This is a genomic window from Bradyrhizobium sp. (genome assembly GCF_049519115.1).
In the GTDB taxonomy this organism is placed as follows: Bacteria; Pseudomonadota; Alphaproteobacteria; order Rhizobiales; family Xanthobacteraceae; genus Bradyrhizobium.
The window spans coordinates 62,262-80,146 of record NZ_JBEKRB010000003.1 but is presented as its reverse complement, the minus strand read 5'-3'; the positions used below and the strand labels follow the sequence as shown (position 1 = coordinate 80,146).

The 17,885-nt window shown below is 62.5% G+C and carries 15 protein-coding genes and 1 riboswitch; of the genes, 5 read left to right on the top strand and 10 right to left on the bottom strand.

Annotation, left to right across the window (positions count from 1 at the left end):
• The first annotated feature begins 10 nt into the window (after window positions 1-10).
• Together ABSE61_RS03760 and ABSE61_RS03755 are read left to right on the top strand one after the other, a co-directional pair.
• A complete protein-coding gene (locus ABSE61_RS03760; RefSeq protein WP_423869729.1) occupies window positions 11-1,276 on the top strand; it encodes a PQQ-dependent sugar dehydrogenase in 1,266 nt (421 codons plus the stop codon).
• Window positions 1,277-1,354: 78 nt separating this feature from the next.
• Window positions 1,355-1,948, top strand: a complete 594-nt coding sequence (locus ABSE61_RS03755) for a c-type cytochrome (protein WP_423869728.1) — start codon at window positions 1,355-1,357, stop codon at window positions 1,946-1,948.
• A gap of 5 nt (window positions 1,949-1,953) precedes the next feature.
• Here ABSE61_RS03755 and panE read toward each other — a convergent pair whose 3' ends face one another.
• The 4 genes from panE to ABSE61_RS03735 form a co-directional block, all read right to left on the bottom strand.
• Entirely contained in the window at window positions 1,954-2,874 is a 921-nt protein-coding gene (gene panE / locus ABSE61_RS03750) for a 2-dehydropantoate 2-reductase (protein ID WP_423869727.1), read from the bottom strand.
• A gap of 80 nt (window positions 2,875-2,954) precedes the next feature.
• Window positions 2,955-3,692, bottom strand: coding sequence for an SDR family oxidoreductase (locus tag ABSE61_RS03745; RefSeq protein WP_423869726.1), 738 nt, complete (start codon window positions 3,690-3,692; stop codon window positions 2,955-2,957).
• 123 nt (window positions 3,693-3,815) lie between these two features.
• A complete protein-coding gene (locus ABSE61_RS03740) occupies window positions 3,816-4,424 on the bottom strand; it encodes a 2-hydroxychromene-2-carboxylate isomerase (RefSeq protein WP_423869725.1) in 609 nt (202 codons plus the stop codon).
• A gap of 112 nt (window positions 4,425-4,536) precedes the next feature.
• On the bottom strand, window positions 4,537-5,148 hold the full coding sequence (locus tag ABSE61_RS03735) for a DUF2239 family protein (RefSeq protein ID WP_423869724.1): 612 nt from the start codon (window positions 5,146-5,148) through the stop codon (window positions 4,537-4,539).
• A 152-nt stretch (window positions 5,149-5,300) separates the two neighbouring features.
• Here ABSE61_RS03735 and ABSE61_RS03730 point away from each other — a divergent pair, with 152 nt between their 5' ends.
• Window positions 5,301-5,966: a glutathione S-transferase family protein gene (locus ABSE61_RS03730; protein WP_423869723.1), complete on the top strand. Its 666-nt coding sequence runs from the start codon at window positions 5,301-5,303 to the stop codon at window positions 5,964-5,966.
• 14 nt (window positions 5,967-5,980) lie between these two features.
• On the opposite strand, the gene ggt is transcribed toward ABSE61_RS03730, so the two are convergent.
• Window positions 5,981-7,732: a gamma-glutamyltransferase gene (gene ggt, locus ABSE61_RS03725; RefSeq protein WP_423869722.1), complete on the bottom strand. Its 1,752-nt coding sequence runs from the start codon at window positions 7,730-7,732 to the stop codon at window positions 5,981-5,983.
• 168 nt (window positions 7,733-7,900) lie between these two features.
• On the opposite strand from ggt, the gene ABSE61_RS03720 reads away from it, so the two are divergent.
• Window positions 7,901-9,286 (top strand): MFS transporter, encoded by a 1,386-nt coding sequence (locus tag ABSE61_RS03720; RefSeq protein WP_423869721.1) that lies wholly within the window; start codon window positions 7,901-7,903, stop codon window positions 9,284-9,286.
• 22 nt (window positions 9,287-9,308) lie between these two features.
• On the opposite strand, the gene purH is transcribed toward ABSE61_RS03720, so the two are convergent.
• The 3 genes from purH to ABSE61_RS03705 form a co-directional block, all read right to left on the bottom strand.
• Window positions 9,309-10,901: a bifunctional phosphoribosylaminoimidazolecarboxamide formyltransferase/IMP cyclohydrolase gene (gene purH, locus ABSE61_RS03715; protein ID WP_423869720.1), complete on the bottom strand. Its 1,593-nt coding sequence runs from the start codon at window positions 10,899-10,901 to the stop codon at window positions 9,309-9,311.
• A gap of 23 nt (window positions 10,902-10,924) precedes the next feature.
• Window positions 10,925-11,005, bottom strand: a riboswitch (ZMP/ZTP riboswitch).
• A 71-nt stretch (window positions 11,006-11,076) separates the two neighbouring features.
• A complete protein-coding gene (locus ABSE61_RS03710) occupies window positions 11,077-12,771 on the bottom strand; it encodes a heparinase II/III family protein (RefSeq protein WP_423869968.1) in 1,695 nt (564 codons plus the stop codon).
• Between the two features lie 198 nt (window positions 12,772-12,969).
• Window positions 12,970-14,325 (bottom strand): RsmB/NOP family class I SAM-dependent RNA methyltransferase, encoded by a 1,356-nt coding sequence (locus tag ABSE61_RS03705; protein ID WP_423869719.1) that lies wholly within the window; start codon window positions 14,323-14,325, stop codon window positions 12,970-12,972.
• A 327-nt stretch (window positions 14,326-14,652) separates the two neighbouring features.
• On the opposite strand from ABSE61_RS03705, the gene ABSE61_RS03700 reads away from it, so the two are divergent.
• On the top strand, window positions 14,653-14,871 hold the full coding sequence (locus ABSE61_RS03700; RefSeq protein ID WP_423869718.1) for a DUF1674 domain-containing protein: 219 nt from the start codon (window positions 14,653-14,655) through the stop codon (window positions 14,869-14,871).
• Window positions 14,872-14,903: 32 nt separating this feature from the next.
• Here the strand turns inward: ABSE61_RS03700 and ABSE61_RS03695 are convergent, their stop codons facing one another.
• Window positions 14,904-15,413: a L,D-transpeptidase gene (locus tag ABSE61_RS03695; RefSeq protein ID WP_423869717.1), complete on the bottom strand. Its 510-nt coding sequence runs from the start codon at window positions 15,411-15,413 to the stop codon at window positions 14,904-14,906.
• 431 nt (window positions 15,414-15,844) lie between these two features.
• Window positions 15,845-17,797 carry an acetate--CoA ligase gene (gene acs, locus ABSE61_RS03690; protein WP_423869716.1) on the bottom strand — a complete coding sequence of 651 codons (1,953 nt, stop codon included), beginning with the start codon at window positions 17,795-17,797 and terminating at the stop codon, window positions 15,845-15,847.
• Window positions 17,798-17,885: the final 88 nt, after the last annotated feature.

Here is a 17,885-nt window from a genome sequence, read left to right as displayed (position 1 = left end):
GAGAGACGCGATGAAATCGGCTTTCAATCGATCCATTCTTGCGCTCACAACCATCCTTGCCATGGCAGCGACCGGGCCGGTCGCCGCGCAAGACAAGGGGTTGAAGAAATACGAGTCCGGCAACAAGGAGTTCTGGACCCATCCGCCGGATGACTGGTTCCTCGGTGATGAGACGGAGGCCCAAAAAGGCCTGGCGCCCCCATCGGGACCGCCGACCGGTTCGTCGGATGCCGAACTCGCCGCGCTGATCAAGAAGATCAAGCTGCCGGAAGGCTTCAAGATCGACGTCTACGCCTCCGGCGTGCTGGCGGCGCGGCAAATGGCCTGGGGCGACAAAGGCACGCTCTTCGTCGGCTCATTCGGTCTCGGCAACGTCTACGCGATCAAGGACAATGGCGGCAAGAAAGAGGTCAAGACCATCCTCAAGGGGCTCAATCCGCCGATGCCTACTGGCATCGCTTTCAAGGATGGCGCGCTCTACGTCATCAATGTCAACAAGTTGATCCGGTACGACAACGCCGAAGACAATCTCGACAAGCTCGGCGACGGCAAGGTCGTCTACGACGACATGCCCTCCTACGCGGCGCACGGCTGGAAATATCTCGCCGCCGACAAGGACGGCTGGTTCTACATTCCGTTCGGACCTCCCTTCAACATCGGCATTCCGCCGACCAGCGTCTCGCAGATCCGGCGCGTCGATCCCAAGACCGGCAATGCCGAAATCGTCGCGCTCGGCGTCCGCAACAGCGTCGGCGGCGACGTCGATCCGCGCACCGGAAAATACTGGTTCACCGAGAATGCGCGCGACTGGATCAGCGATGACATGCCGAGCGACAAGCTGAACATGGTCTCCAAACTCGGCGAGCACTTCGGCTATCCCTATTGTCATCAGGGTGACACGCCCGATGACAAGTTCGCGATGGGCCACAAGTGTTCGGAGTTCACGCCGCCGGTGCTCAACCTCGGTGCCCACGTGGCTCCGCTTGGCATGAAGTTCTACACCGGCGACCAGTTCCCGCCGGAGTACAAGAACTCGATCCTGATTGCCGAACACGGCTCCTGGAATCGGCATAAATATCAGGGCGCGCGTATCGTCCGCGTCACCGCCGATCCGGACGGCAAGAACGCCAAGGAAACCGTGTTTGCATCCGGCTGGATCGAAGGCGACCAGGGCTATCTCGGCCGCCCTGACGACATCATCCTGGACAAGGATGGATCGATCCTCGTTGCCGACGATTGGGCGGGTGCGATCTATCGCATCAGCTACAAGAAGTAGGACGAGAAATTCAGAAGCTGCGACTGCCCGGCGACGGGCGGCCGCAGTTTCGCGTTGAGTTACGGAGCGAGCACGGTGATGCGCCGCGGATTTTGGGTCGATGTTCTCTGCGCGACAGCGATGTCCGCGGCGATGATTGCAGCGTCGCCTGCCGCCGATCCCGATGCCGGCAAGAAGAAAGCCGAGCTTTGCATCGGCTGTCATGGCGAGAACGGCATCTCGCAAATGGAAAATATTCCCTCGCTGGCGGGACAGCCGGACCAGTTCATTCAATGGCAGTTGGTGTTCTTCCGCAGCGGCGCGCGCAAGAACGAGCAGATGCAGCCGATCGCCGAGCAGGTCGACAATGACGATATCCGCAATCTCGGGGCTTATTTCGCGTCGCTGACGCCGCCGAAATCGACGAAGCCCGACGATAATCCCGATCTGTCGCAGAAGGGCGCGCAGGCAGCTGTGGGGCGACGCTGCGCCTCCTGCCATACCGACAGCTTCGCGGGCACCAAGGCGGTGGCGCGCATCGCCGGACAGCGCGAGGATTATCTTCTCAAAGCGTTGCACGACTATAAGACAGGCGTGCGATCCGGCGGCGGTATGGCGGCGATGGCCGACGTCGCTTACCCGCTAAACGACGAAGAGATCACGGCGCTCGCGCATTATCTCGCGCAACTTTAAGTCTTTTACCCGCGTTGGCCCTGATAGGCCTTCAGATGCGTGTAGGCGATCTTGAGCTTCGGCACCGGCACTTTCGCAGCGTCGCCGCGCGCGATCAGGTCACCGATCACGTGATCGGCCTCGACCTGAGCACCTGCCTTGATGTCGCGGAACATCGACGCGGTGAGTTGCGAGCCTTCCGCGGTCAGCATGCCGCGCGCGCGCTCGAAGAATGGACCGGTCGGCGTATGCCCTTCGGCAGAAGCGACCGCGCTGCATTCATCGAGGATGCCGAGGATGAAATCCTTGCCGCCCGGTGCCGCCAGAATGTTGCCGACCGGCGCACGCATCGCGCAGGTCGATGCCGCGAGGGAGGCGAGGAAAACCCACTTCTCCCACATGTCCTGGATCACCTGCGTGCTGGCGGCTGCGCCAAATTTGCTGCCCGCCATGACGTCTGCAATGGCCTGCACGCGGTCTGAGAGCTTGCCGTCGCGTTCGCCGAAGCCGAGCGACTGCATCGGTGCGAGCTGAACGATCTCGCGGCGCTCGTTGAGCGTGACGGCGATCGCGCACAATCCGCCCAGCACCGCATTCGCGCCGAAGCGCTGGTCGAGCACGTCGAGGTGATGCATGCCGTTGAGCAGCGGAAGAATGGCCGTCTTCGGCCCGACCGCCGGCGCAAATGACTTGATCGCGTCTTCCAGGTCGAATGCCTTGCAGCTCAGCAGCACAAGGTCGAAGGTTTTGTCGAGTTTGTGCGCCTGCACGTTCGGCGGTGCCGTCAGCGTCACGTCGCCGTTGGGACTCTTGATGACGAGTCCGGCGGTTGCAAGTTCAGCCGCGCGTTTGGGGCGCACCAGGAACGTCACGTCGCGGCCGGCTTGCAGCATTCTGCCGCCGAAATATCCGCCGATCGCGCCGGCTCCGACCACCAGGATGCGCATGATCTTATTCCTTCTTTTTGTTGCGAGTTATTTTGTTGGGAGCCATTGCGAGCGCGATGACCCCTGATGCGTTTATCTGCTTACCACTTTTCGCCGAACGGGCGTATTTCCAGTTCGAAAGTCCAGGCGCTGCGCGGCTGCTGGTAAAGCTGCCAATAGGAAGCCGCGACGGACGCGGGCGGCATCAGCAAATCGGGATTGTTGAGCGCTTCCTTGCCCCAGAGTTGCTCGCGCCGCTCGCGCACCCAGGCGGTGTCGACGCCGGAGTCGATGATCAGGTGAGCCACGTGGATGTTCTTGGGGCCGAGTTCGCGCGCCATCGATTGCGCCACGGCCCGAAGTCCGAACTTGGCACTGGCAAACGCCGCAAAGCCGCTGCCGCCGCGCAGCGATGCCGTGGCGCCGGTAAAGAAGATGTTGCCCTGGCCGCGCGGCAGCATCAGCCGCGCCGACTCGCGGCCGGCGAGGAAGCCGGCCCAGCAGGCCATTTCCCACACTTTGCGGAACACGCGATCGGTGGTCTCGAGAATCGGGAAGTTGACGTTGGCGCCGACGTTGAAAATGCAGACTTCAAGCGGGGCGTGCCTGTCGGCATCGTCCAGGAACGCCGCGACCTCACCTTCCTTCCGGGCGTCGAGTGCGCGTGCCACGATCGATCCGCCCCCGGCCTCGATATCGCTGACCAGCGGCGCGAGCTTGGCGCCGTCACGCCGGCCGGCGAAGACGGTAAAACCCTCGGCGGCAAATTTCTTGGCGATCTCGGCGCCGATATAATCGCCGGCACCGATCACCGCCGCTGTCGCATTGCGTTTTTGCATTCGCCGCTCTCCGTTAAGTCATTCCGGGATGGTGCGCTAGCGCCAGACCTCAGATGCGCATCGGGGAATCTCGAGATTCCGGGCTCGCTCATTTCATTCGCGCCCCCGAATGACGGTTGGAAACTATTTCCCCAGCACCATCTCCTCGACGTCGCGCAGTTGTTCTTTGCCGAAGAAGATTTCGTTGCCGACGAAGAATGTCGGCGAACCAAAGGCGCCGCGCTCGACCGCGTTTTGCGTGTTCTCGATCAGTCTGGCCTTGACGTCGGCCTCGCCGGCGCGCGCGAACAGCCGTTTAGCGTCGAGTCCCGACGCCGTCAGCGCCGTCAGCGCAATTTCCGGATCGTCCATTTTCTTTGGCTCGACCCACATGTGGTGAAAGGCGGCATTGATATATCTTTCGAGCACGCCCTCCATCTGGGCCGCGACCGCGACCCGCATCAGATTGAGGGTATTGACGGGAAAGAACGGATTCCAGGTGTAGGGCTTGACCTGGAAGCGCTTCACGAAGCGATCGGTTTCGATCGCCTGGAATTCGCGCTTGTTCTTGATCCCGGCCAGCGTCTCGGCGGGCGACCTGTTGTTGGTGGCCTTGAAGATGCCGCCAAGCAGCACCGGCACATATTCGAATTTAGTCCCGATCCGCTTTTCGATCTCCGGGATGGCCTCATGGCTCAGGAAGGCGTTGGGACTGCCGAAATCGAACATGAATTGCGGGGCAGTAACGCTCATGACGGCCTCCTTGGCAGTTTTCTTTATCCCGCCATTGTGGCGCAACGGCAGCGTTGCGTCCACCGGGTTTGATGATGATCGTCATATTTCGATCGGTGGGAAAACCGGCGGGTCACACCTCGGGCGGATCGTCTCGATCCCGGAAAGCGAGCCCGATAATGTGGTCGCGGACGTCGTCCGGCCACGCGGCGATCAGTTCGCCAAACCGCCGCCGGTCGTCCGCGAACAAAGCGCGGGAAGCTTCCTCGAAGCCTTTGAAATTGCCGGCCATCGCCGACATGAAATGATAGGCCGCATCCCTCGCCGCGCGATGACGGTCGCGATCTCCACTGGCGCGGCGCGCCTCATCGACGAGTTTTCGCAAGGCAACGGACGCCCCGCCGGATTGGCCGGCCAGCCAATCCCAGTGCCGCGGTAATAACGTCACTTCGCGGGCAACGACACCGAGCCGGGGCCGGCCCCGGCCGCGCGGCTCCGATGCCGGCGGTTCAGCCGTCACCGTTTCCGGATCGGGGGCCGAAGGTGGAAGGCGCGCGAGGATCTCCTTGTCTGTTCCACGCAGATCGACGTCGATCGAGCGGCCGCTGGTGTCGTCGAAAATAAGGATCGGTTCAGTGCCGGCTGGTTTCGTTGTTTTTTTGATCGCGATCGCGACCTCGGCCAGCAGACCGGAGGCCAATCGCCGGTGGCCAACGAAGGCAGTGAAGCATTTTGCAGAGGTCATCGGAGCAATCCGGATTTCATCGCACCATTTATACCCGGATAAATAAGAGAGTCAATATCATCCGGGTAAAAATATGAAACCTCGATCGCCAATTCAGCCCTCCGCTGCTACGGAATGACAAAGCTCAAGCACACCAACCGGGGAAACGCGCGATGCTGACAGTCCATCACCTCAACAATTCCCGTTCCCAGCGTGTGTTGTGGCTCTTGGAAGAGCTGGGCGTCGCCTATGAGATCGTGCGCTATCAGCGGCAGCCGGATATGCGCGCGCCAGCCGAGCTGCGGGCCATCCACCCGCTCGGAAAATCGCCTGTCATCACCGACAACGGCAAGACGATCGCGGAATCCGGCGCGATCGCTGAATACCTTGTCGAGACCTATGGCAACGGCCGCCTGATCCCGCCGCCCAACACACCGGAACGACTGCGCTACACCTATTGGCTGCACTACGCCGAAGGCTCGGCGATGCCGCCGCTCTTGCTCAAACTGCTATTTACATTGATGCCAAAGCGCGCGCCGGCGTTGCTGCGCCCCTTGGTGCGCAAGGTTTCCAATCAGGCGATGACGGCATTCGTCAATCCGCAACTCAAGCTGCACATGGCGTTCTGGGAGAGCGAACTGTCCAAGAGCGAGTGGCTCGCGGGCGATGCCTTTACCGCCGCCGATATCCAGATGAGCTTCCCGCTCGAGGCGGCTGCGGCGCGCGGCGGTCTCGACCAGGGACATCCCAAGGCGATGGCGTTTCTGGATCGCATTCATGTGCGGCCCGCCTATCAGCGCGCGCTGGAAAAAGGCGGGCCTTACACGGTCGGACGCTGACCGTCACGGATATCCTATTCTCCAGCGGCTTCCGCGCCGCGGGTGCGTGGATCGGGCGCGCCGAGTAGTCCGTTCGGCGTCACCGCGATCGAATTCGCCGAGGTCTGTCCCATCGGCTCGACAATGCGGTGTCCTTTGGCCTTGAGAGCTGCAAGCGTTTCCTCGGCGAAGCCACGCTCGATCCGCACCTCGTCGGGAAGCCATTGATGGTGCAGCCGCGGCGCGGCCACCGCGGCAGCAATATCCATGTGGTAGTCGAGCACGTTCACGATTACCTGCAGCACGGTGGAAATGATGCGGCTGCCGCCCGGCGAACCCGTCACCAGCACCGGCTTGCCGTCCTTCAGCACGATGGTCGGCGACATCGATGACAGCGGCCGTTTGCCGGGGCCGGGCAGATTGGCGTCGAAGCCAACGAGACCATAGGCATTGGCGGCGCCCGGAGCCGCGGTGAAATCGTCCAGCTCGTTGTTGAGCAGGACGCCGGTGCCCTCGGCGACCAGGCCGACGCCGTAGCTGAAATTCAGCGTGTAGGTGTTGCTGACCGCATTGCCGAAACTGTCGACGACGGAAAAATGCGTGGTGTTGCTGCCTTCGCGCAACGGCGCGGCCGTGACAGCGTCGACCCATGGCGTCGCGCGATCGAGATCGATGCTCGCGCGCTGCTTTGTAGCGTAGTCCTTGGTGATGAGGGTCGCGACCGGCGCGCTGACGAAAGCCGGATCGCCGAGGTAATGCGCGCGGTCGGCGTAAGCGCGCTTCATCGCCTCGATCAGAACATGCAGCGACGTTGCCGAACCGTGTTTCATGTCGGCCAGTGGAAAGCCTTCGAGGATATTGAGCGTCTCCACCAGTCCGACGCCGCCGGAAGACGGCAGTGGCATCGAAACGATGTCGTAGCCGCGATAGCTGCCGCGCACAGGTGGGCGGATCACCGGCTGATAGTCTTTAAGATCATCCACGGTCATGATGCCGCCGGCATCTTGAATAGCTTTCGCGAGCTTCTCGGCGATGGGTCCTTCGTAGAAGCCGCGCGGTCCCTGCGCGGCGATGGCCGATAACGTGTTCGCCAAGTCGGTCTGGACCAGCGTGTCGCCCTCGCGCAACGATGTGCCGTCGGGCCGCGAAAAGATCTTCGCTGCTGAGGGCCAGCGCACCGGCCGGCGATGCCATTCGGGCAGTGTGTCGGCGTTGTCATCGGCAATCACGACGCCGTTGCGCGCCAGCGCAATCGCCGGTTGGATCAACTCGGCAAGCGTGAATTTTCCGGAGCCATATTTCTCAAGCGCCAGCGCAAGGCCCGCCGGCGTGCCGGGAATGCCGATGCCGAGTGCGGAATCCCGCGACTTGGCGTTGTCGGGCTTGCCGTCGGCCCCGAGAAAAATAGTTGGCGTGGTCGCGGCTGGCGCCGTCTCGCGATAATCGATCGCGACATCCTCATGCCGGTCCACCGAATGGATGACCATGAAACCGCCGCCGCCGACGTTGCCGGCGCGCGGATAGGTCACCGCCATGGCAAAGCCGGTGGCGACCGCCGCATCGATCGCGTTGCCGCCGCGTTTCAGGATGTCGGTGCCGATCCGCGCGGCAACCTTTTCCTGCGCCACCACCATGCCGTGTTCGGCCGGAATGGAATGGACGGCATCGGCGGCGAGAGGCGTATAGAAACCGCGGCGCGGCTCCTGCGCGGCGGCGAAGCTCCCAAACGAGAGAACAAGCAGGCTCGCGGCAACGATTTCCCGCCACGTCGTTCTGAACGGTCTCATCGAAACTTTCTCCGTCGGCGCCAGGGTCCCGCCTTGCCACGCATGCTATATGGCCTTTGCCCATGGCGACAGAAGGTCCGTCGGCGTGCCAATTCCGATATTCGCACCATGGTACGGCCGCTCGTCTGGCGAACTTGCAGAGCGCGGCGTCAGCGGGATATTCAAGACATGGTGGCGATGGCTTTGGACACAGACACGACCGATCGCGGGCATCAATATCCTCCACCCTCGGCAGTGACAGGCTGGATGTTGTTTGCCTGGGCGACCGAGCCGTTTTTCACATTGATTACCACCTTCGTGTTCTCGCCTTACTTTGCGACCCATGTGGCGGCCGATCCGGCCAGCGGCCAGTCGTTGTGGGGCTTTGCGACCGCAGCGGCCGGATTGATCATCGCCTTGCTCTCGCCGGTACTCGGCGCCATTGCGGATGCCAGTGGCCGCCGCAAGCCATGGATCGCGGCGTTCGGAGCGCTTCTGGTCGTCGGTGCCTCGCTGATGTGGTTTGGAAGTCCCGGCAATGTCGGCGTGATCCCAGACTTGCTTCTGGCCTACGCGGTAGCAACCATCGGTGCTGAATTTGCCATCGTGTTCAACAATTCGATGATCCCGACACTGGTGCCGCCCGAGAAGATCGGTCGCCTGTCCGGCAGCGGATGGGCCACTGGTTATGTCGGCGGCATTCTCAGCCTGATCCTTGTCCTTGGCTTTCTCGCCGCAAACCCCGAGACCGGCCGCACCTTGCTCGGCTTCATGCCGCTGTTCGGGCTCGACCCTGTGACGCATCAGGGCGATCGCATCGTGGGGCCGTTGACCGCTGTTTGGTTCGGGATCTTTGCGTTGCCGATGTTCCTCCTGACGCCGGATTATCCGGCGAAGCGACGGCTCGGCGAAGCCTTGCATGAGGGATTGACCGAACTGAAACAGACGTTGCGCGAATTGCCGGAGCGGAAATCGATGGCCGCCTTCCTGCTCGCCAACATGATCTATTCGGACGGATTGGTGTCGTTGTTTGCGTTCGGCGGGATCTACGCGGCAGGCACCTTTGGCTGGAGCACCATCCAGATCGGCACCTTCGGCATCATTCTCGCCGTCGCCGGAACTTTCGGCGCCTGGGTCGGCGGCAAGCTCGACGATGCGTTGGGGCCAAAGCGCGTGATCGCCGGCGCCATGATGATTTTGCTGTTCGCCATCGTGGCGATTCTGCTGGTCGACAAAAATTCGATTCTATTTATTGCGGTCACGCCGCCGGTGCCGGGCGGCGGTTTGTTCGCCGCTCCTGCTGAGCGCGCTTATCTCCTGCTTGGATGTCTGATCGGGGCCGTCGGCGGCCCGCTGCAAGCGGCGTCGCGAACGCTTCTTGTTCGGCTCGCGCCAAAAGACCGCATCGGGCAATATTTCGGCATGTTCGCCTTGACCGGAAAGGTGACCTCGTTTGTCGGACCCTTGCTGATCGGCATCGTGACGGCTGTGACCGAAAGCCAGAAGGCCGGCATGGCGACGCTGGTGTTGTTCTTCGTGGCCGGGCTCGCACTGCTCGCGCGTGTTAGGGGATAGACGCGCGCCCTTGGGCGAGCATTTAATGCCGGAAATGACGCACGCCGGTAAACACCATGGCGATGCCATGGGCGTCGGCGGCCTCGATCACTTCGTTGTCGCGCACCGATCCGCCGGGCTGGATCACCGCCGTGGCGCCGGCCTCAATGCAGGCCAGCATGCCGTCGGCGAACGGGAAGAATGCGTCGGAGGCGACGACGGAGCCCTTGGTGAGCGGCTGCGGCAGTTTCAGTTCAGTAGCCGCATCCAGCGCCTTGCGCGCAGCGATCCGCGCCGAATCCACCCGGCTCATCTGGCCCGCCCCGATGCCGACGGAGGCGAGGTCCTTCGCGTAGACGATGGTGTTCGATTTCACGTGCTTGGCGACGCGGAAGGCGAACATCAGATCACGCATCTCGGCTTCCGTCGGCGCGCGCTTGGTCGCGACCTTCAGCGTCATGTCGTCGACCACGGCATTGTCTCGACTTTGCACGAGCAACCCTCCGGCCACCGTCTTGGCGGTTAGACCGGTCGCGCGCGGATCCGGCAACCCTCCGGCCAATAGCAGCCGCAGGTTCTTCTTGGCGGCGACGATCGCCATCGCCTCGTCGGTGGCGTCGGGCGCGATGATCACTTCGGTGAAAATGTCGGTGATTGCGCGCGCGGCTTCCGCATCCAGCGTTCGATTGAGCGCGACGATGCCGCCGAAGGCGGACGTCGAATCGCAGGCCAAAGCCTTGCGGTAGGCGCCGAGGAGGTCGCTTCCTTCAGCGACGCCGCAGGGATTGGCGTGTTTGACAATGACGCAGGCCGCGGTGCGCGCGGCATCGAACTCGGCGATGCATTCATACGCCGCGTCGGTATCGTTGATATTGTTGTAGGACAGTTCCTTGCCTTGAATCTGCCGCGCGGTGGCGACGCCCGGCCTCCGGTCGGGGGCGCGATAGAACGCCGCCGTCTGATGTGGATTTTCGCCGTAGCGCAGCGACTGGATCAGGCGGCCGCCAAAGGCGCGGAATTCCGGCGCTTCGGTCTCAAGCTCGCGCGCGAACCAGTTCGAGATCGCCGCATCATAGGCTGCGGTGCGGGCATAGGCGGTGGCGGCCAGACGCCGTCGCAGCCACAGCGTGGTCGCGCCCTGATTGGCCTTGAGTTCGTCGAGAACCGCCCGATAGTCGCTGACGTCGACGACCACGGCGACGTCGTTATGGTTCTTGGCGGCGGCGCGGATCATCGCCGGCCCGCCAATATCGATATTCTCGATACAGGTTTCGAAATCGGCGCCTTTGTCGACGGTGGCCTCGAAAGGATAGAGATTGACGACCAACAGATCGATTTGCGCGATGCCGTGCGTCTTCATCGCGCTGGTGTGATCGGCTTTGTCACGGATGGCGAGCAATCCGCCATGCACCTTCGGATGCAGGGTTTTGACCCTTCCATCCATCATTTCAGGAAAGCCAGTGAGTTCTGAAACGTCCTTCACCCGCAACCCGGCTTCGGCGATCGCCTTCGCGGTGCCGCCAGTCGAAACCAGCTCGACGCCATGGAGGGCCAGTGCACGGGCAAATTCGAGCAACCCTGTTTTGTCGGAAACGGACAACAGGGCACGGGTAACGTGGCGGAGTTGATCAGTCATGGGCAAGGTCCTCTGTTCAAGGGTGCTTTTGCCCAGGCGCGCGGCTGTTACTCTCGCGCTTCCCGATGGTGCTCCATCCAAAGTCGCCAGTCGCGCGAGCAACGGGTGGGTAGCAGTTTTTGCCGATGTTCACAACGGCAAGGTTCGGTCTATCCGCTGTGTCGCATTTTATTAATTACAGCGGCAGTTCCGGCTCGCGGCGGGTGTTACGCCTTGCGGCCGTTGCCGCCGGCGAAGACGTCGAGCGCACAAAACTCCAGCGGACCGAGGGCGCGTGGTGTGAGTCCTGGCGGATGACAATCTGGGAGGTGCGGCGCGGGCCATCATTGCCGGCCAGAAATACGCTGTCCTCAAGTTCGACCTTGTCGTCGAGCGCCTCGAAGGTCCAGACGTCGCGGTTGGGCAAGACCAGCATGACGCCTCTGGCGTCGCTGAGGCGACTCGCCTTCACCGCAGGGTGCAGGTGAAACCGCAGCACATAGTCGGTCTCGCGGCCCTTGCTCCGTCCGTCGGGCGCCAGCGCCACCGTGTCCTCGCCGTCAAGCCGCGTTCCATCAGGTGAAAGCATCAGCACCCGGCGATGGGTCACGCCGAACCGGTCGAGATAACCGTCATGCGACGTCGTCAGCAGCATGCCGTTGGCGACGGCTTCGCGGTAGCTTTCGACCGCGGTCGGCCCGCTGACGACGGGCGCACCTTGCAGAAGCCGCTTCACCGCGGAAAACTCCACGAACTGGCACGAAGAAGTTTCGTGATAGGTCAGCGTCGAATGCGCGGACGTGCCGCGGGCAAAGCTGCGCCAATTGTCGCGGCCGGTCGACGGCATGCCGCAGTTGATGACGATCCGGCTGGTTCCCGACGACAGTTCAAATGAGAGGCAGCCGGCATGGGCGTCGTGGCTGACGCTCGGCGGCGGCGACGGGCCGGCGTCGATGATGACAGCGGTACTGCCGGCATCAAGCCGTTGAAAGCCGGAATGCGGCATGTTGGCCATCGGCGTGCCGTGGGTGTCATCATAGGCAAGCAAGGTTGCGAGCACGTCGGAAGATGTTCCGCTCATACCATTGAACAGCGCGAAGTTGCCGTCGCCATGCCGGAAGAAGCGCAGCATCGGCATCATGCGGTCGATGGCGTTCAGCAAGGCCGGTGGCGGCGCGATATTGCGGGCGGCGAATGTCTGACGCAGCGGCAACAGGTCGGTCAGAAGCTCGATCAGCGCGCCTGGGTTACGCGAGATATGGCCGCCATCGGGCAGGATCTGGCGTTGCAGCTCCTCCGAAAGCCTTCGCGCGGCGGTGCGAATATGATGCGCCTGGTTGGCGAGACAAAGCGAGGCGTAGCAAAGCGCGATCAGCACCTGGATTCGCGGCACGCCGTCGGCAATATCGATCATCGCGGAACGCAGGTAGCGGATTTCGCGGGACAGCCCGCGCAGATACCGCCGGTAGAACTTGCCGTCGGTATCGCCCAGCACCAGCGGGGCCTGGGACAATAGCGAGATGACGCGGCGTGCCAGCACGTCGGCGCGGCGTGCCAAAGGCCGTCGGTAGTTCGGATTTGAAAGCCAGTCGTCGACCAGTGCGCGCGCATTGGCGCGGGTCAGGGCCGTATCGGCGGCGCGCAGATGCCGAAGCCACCCGAAGCCAAGAAGGGCGACCTCCCAGTCGTCGGACGGCGGCTCGAGTTCGAAGATCGAGCGGCCGTGGCAGGTGACGATCTTGCCGGCAAAGACGAACCGGCCAGCATAGATCTCGGCCGCGCGGGTGGCATCTGCCGTGCGCAGATCGTGTGGGGCGATGATGAGGCGGTCGGTACGGCCGGGCCACAGCGACGACAATGCAACCGAGCCGCTGCTTGCCCGCCCCAACATGTTGCGCGCAACGCGGCCCAGGATCAGCGTCGAGATACGTCTGCGTTGAGCGACCGACACGCCCTGCCTTGGTTGGGACGATTCTTTCCGAATCCTTTTAATCCCGAAACGTCGCCAAGACACCACCTTGAAACGGTGCGAATCAGCCCAGTAAGAGCGAAAAGCGGTGTAAAATCAGGATTTAGCCGATGTCGGCGGTCATTTCTGCCGCACCAGCCGGGCGGCATAAAAACCGTCAAGTCCGGCAAGCCGCGGGTCCTGATGGGGCAGGTGACAGGGCAGGGTGCGCAAATCCCCGTCCGAGGTCAGGATTTCGCTCAAGCCCGCCACCTCGCTCGATTCGATCGGCAGGCGCTGGACCGCGGTTTCGGACTTCAAGAGCTCCGCTATCGCCTGCTCGCCCTCTTCCGGCTCCAGCGAACAGGTGCAATAGACGAGCATTCCGCCGGGCTTCAGCGCTGCGACGGCCCGTTGCAATAGCCGTTTTTGCGTCGCTGCGAGCGGCGCGATGTCGGATTCCTGTCGCAGCCAGCCGATATCGGGATGGCGCCGGATCGTTCCGGTGGAGGTGCAAGGCGCATCGATCAGGATCCCGTCGAAACCTTCGCCATGATTCTGGCCGAGCCACTCGGCGCCATCAGCCACGACGAATTCTGCCTGCAGCGATAACCGCGTGAGGTTATCGCGCAACCGCGCCATACGGGCGGGCGATCGATCGACCGCCGTCACGCGTGCCCCGGCATGGACGAGCTGTGCGGTCTTGCCCCCGGGCGCCGCGCAGAGGTCGACGATGGTCTTGCCGGCGACATCTCCGAACAGGCGTGCCGGGAGCGCGGCGGCGGCATCCTGCACCCACCATTGACCATCCGTAAAACCAGGCAACATCGTTACCGAGCCCTGCAACAGCGTGCGGACAGAGCCGGTCGGCAGTGTCTCGCCATGCAACCGCGTGGCCCATTGTTCCGCATCGGACTTCACGGTGATGTCGAGCGAGGGGTCCTGTCCGATCGCATGGGCGATCTCGCTTGCCGTGTCCGCGCCGTAGTGGGCGGACCAGCGCTCGAACAGCCATGGCGCGATGTCGAGATTTTTCGATTTGACTTCGTCGATCAGCGGCTGCCCTTCGCGCGCGCATCGACGGAGCACGGCATTGACGAGACCGGCATATTTCGCCGCGCGCCGATCCGATTGCACCAGCCGTACCGACAGGTCGACCGCCGCGTGATCGGGCACATCCATCCAGAGAATTTGCGCGGCTCCGATCAGCAGCGCGCTTTGCGCGCGGGGAGCGTCGGTTGGAACCCCGCGATCAAGCAGCCGCGAAAGAACATGGCCCAAAGTGCCTAACCGCCGCAAAATCGTTGCGACCAGCCGGCGCATCAGGGCGCGGTCACGATCGGAGAGGCTTTTCAGTCCGGGATGGGCGGAAGCGCCATCGAGTTGTTCGTCGAGCGTGCGACGCTTGTGCAGGACGCCGTCGAGAATATCGGCCGCGATTCGCCGCGCCGCGAGGCCCGGCACTTCAGTTGGCAAAGCGAATCTTTGCGGAGGCATGGAGCTAGTGTCCCGATTCCGAAGTTCGTATCATAGCGCGGCCCCTCGTTTACGAACTTCGGAATCGATAGGACACTGGTCAATTATCAATCTCGTGTGGCTTTGGTTCAAAAGTCCGCATGACGAACTCGCGGAATCACTGATGCGGACTTTTCAACCGCCACACGGGCACATCTTGTAATCTGGCGCAGCAATTCGCATTTCAGCTCATGTTAGTGGATATGCGAATGCTGGAATCGGACCACCAGCGGCAAGAATCGATTTGGCATCAGAATATGCCAAATGTAAGAATCGCGCGTGTGACTTCTCTTCGACGCGAGCAGTAGGATGACGGACGACCCATCACAGCCTGAGTTGGTGACTTCCGTAACCGAACGCAAGCCGCTCTCGCCCGCGGCGCAACGCGCGCTCGCGGAAGCCGAAGCGCGGCGGAAGGCGGCTGCCGCCGAGGCACAGTCGCGGCCGAAAGAGCTTCAGGGCCCGAAGGGACCCGAGCCGACCCGATATGGCGATTGGGAGAACAAAGGCATCGCCTCGGACTTCTAAGTTCCGAAGCGTGTGTGCCGCGAAGTTCGCGATCAGCGAGTTACTACCACGGTGGTGCCGATGGAAACCCGCTCATACAGGTCGGTGATGTCGGGGTTGAGCATCCGGATGCAGCCATAGGATACGAAACCGCCGACCGACCCCGGCACGTTGGTTCCGTGGATGGCATACTCGCCGCCCGCCAGCGTCATGGCGGCAACGCCCATCGGATTGTGAGGCGAGCCGCCCGGAATGACGTCCGGCAGTTGCGGCTTGTCGCGCTTGACTTCGGCCGGAGGCGACCAGGCCGGATTACGGTACTTGCCGCTGATCCGCGTGGTGCCGGCCCACTGCTTGCCGGATTTGCCGACGCCGACCGGGTAACGCACCGCGTGGCCGTCATCGAGTATGAGATAAAGGCGGCGCTCGTTGGTTTTCACCACGATCGTTCCCGGCGAATATTCGCCGCGCACCCCGACCATCTCGGGACGGGCCTGAGCGGTATTGGCTGCCAGAAGCCCTGCGCCGATGGTGGCCGCCGCCACCGCCATCCTCAAAGACATTGATCTCTCCAATACGTCCTTAGATCGCCTCGTCCGGCGGTCAAATCCGGCCAGCCCCGATATAACCGGCTGGATCCCATCAAATATTAACCGCGTCCCTTTACCGGCCGTTTTACACGCGCGGGGCGGAGCGGACTTTTCAGCGAGCAAGTAAGAAAATGTTCGAAACAAAGTAAATGACGTGAAAACCACACTCCCCGGGGAAACATCCGCGATCGTGAGTCCGCGGATGACAATGACGTGAGAGATCGCGTTTGCGATCGATGTTTGGAGCACGAAAAACGCTCGCTCGCCTCTCGTATCGCCACGAAATGCGGTGGCCGACAGCGTTGCGCTTCGCAGCGACGATGAGGTTGAGTCTACCCATCGGTCCAGGCCGACCGCGCCGCGAACGTTTGCGAGCCGAGCAGAGCCGGTGGGACTTAGCCCGCTTACGCCGGCTGGTCCTTCCGGTTCTGGCGATGCTTGACCAGATCGTCGACGACAGCGGGATCGGCCAGCGTCGAGGTGTCGCCCAGGCTTCCCGGCTCATCTTCGGCGATCTTGCGCAGGATACGCCGCATGATCTTGCCGGAGCGGGTCTTCGGCAGGCCCGGTGCAAACTGGATCTGATCGGGCGAAGCGATCGGGCCGATATCCTTGCGCACCCACGCCACCAGTTCCTTGCGCAACTCGTCGCTCGGTTCGGTGCCCGACATCAACGTGACATAGGCGTAGATGCCCTGGCCCTTGATGTCGTGCGGATAGCCGACCACGGCGGCTTCCGACACCTTGGCGTGAGCGACCAGCGAGCTTTCGACTTCGGCCGTTCCCATGCGGTGGCCGGAAACGTTGATGACGTCGTCGACCCGGCCGGTGATCCAGTAATAGCCGTCGGCGTCCCGCCGGCAGCCGTCGCCGGTGAAATATTTGCCCTTATAGGTCGAGAAATAAGTCTGCTCGAAGCGGGCGTGATCGCCATAGACGGTGCGCATCTGGCCCGGCCATGATTTGGCGATGCAGAGATTGCCGGTGCATTCGCCGTCCAGCACCTTGCCGTCGGCATCGACGATCTGCGGCACCACGCCGAAGAACGGCCGCGTCGCGGAGCCGGGCTTGAGTTTGGTCGCGCCGGGCAACGGCGTGATCAGGATGCCGCCGGTTTCGGTCTGCCACCAAGTATCGACGATCGGACAGCGGTTGTCGCCTACCACGCGGTGATACCACTCCCACGCCTCCGGGTTGATCGGCTCGCCCACTGAGCCGAGCAGCCGCAACGAGGCGCGCGAGGTCTTGGTCACCGGCGCATCGCCGGCCTGCATCAGCGCGCGGATCGCGGTCGGCGCGGTGTAGAAAATATTGACCTTGTGTTTGTCGATGACGTTCCAAAACCTGGAATTATCGGGGTAATTAGGCACACCTTCGAACATCAGCGTGGTCGCGCCGTTCGCCAGCGGCCCATAGAGAATATAGCTGTGACCGGTGACCCAGCCGACATCGGCGGTGCACCAATAGATGTCGCCGTCGTGATAATCGAATACGTATTGGTGCGTCATCGCGGCGAAGACGAGGTAGCCGGCGGAGCTGTGCAGCACGCCCTTGGGCTGGCCGGTCGAGCCCGACGTATAGAGAATGAACAGCGGATCTTCCGCGTGCATGTGCTCGACCGGGCACTCCGTCGTCACCATCTCGGCCGCCTCGTGATACCAGAAGTCACGCGAGAGGTTCATGTTGACCTTGGCGCCGGTACGCTTGACCACGACGACCCAGTCGACGCCGGTGGCCTTGGCAAGCGCGGCATCGACATTGGCTTTCAGCGCGACCTTCTTGCCGCCGCGCAGGCCCTCATCGGCCGTGATCACGACCTTGGACTGGCAGTCGTTGATGCGTTGCGCGAGGCTGTCGGGCGAGAAGCCCGCAAACACCACCGAGTGGATGGCCCCGATCCGCGCGCAGGCGAGCATCGCGTAAGCCGCTTCCGGGATCATCGGCAGGTAGATGGTGATGCGGTCGCCCTTCTTCACATTGCGGGTGCGCAGGATGTTGGCGAACCTGCAGACCTCGTCGTGGAGCTGCTGGTAGGTGATGTGCTTGGACTCGGAGGGGTCGTCGCCTTCCCAGATGATCGCGGTCTGGTTGGCGCGCTTCTCCAGATGCCGGTCGATGCAGTTCCAGGCCACGTTGAGCACGCCGTCCTCGAACCACTTGATCGAGATCTTGCCGGGCTCAAACGAGGTGTTCTCGACCTTGGTGAAGGGCTTGATCCAGCCGACGCGCTTGGCCTGTTCGCTCCAGAAGCCGTTGGGATCCTTGACCGAACGCGCATACATGTCGCTATATTTCGCGTCGTCGACCCAGGCGCGTTTGGCCCAGTTGGCCGGTACGTCGTAAATTTTCTCGGACATCGTGATCCCTCCACCCGATTGCGGCCCGCTTACGCGCAGAGCCGGCGTCTTGATTGTTTAAGTCGATTATGCGCTCGCGCCGATAGTG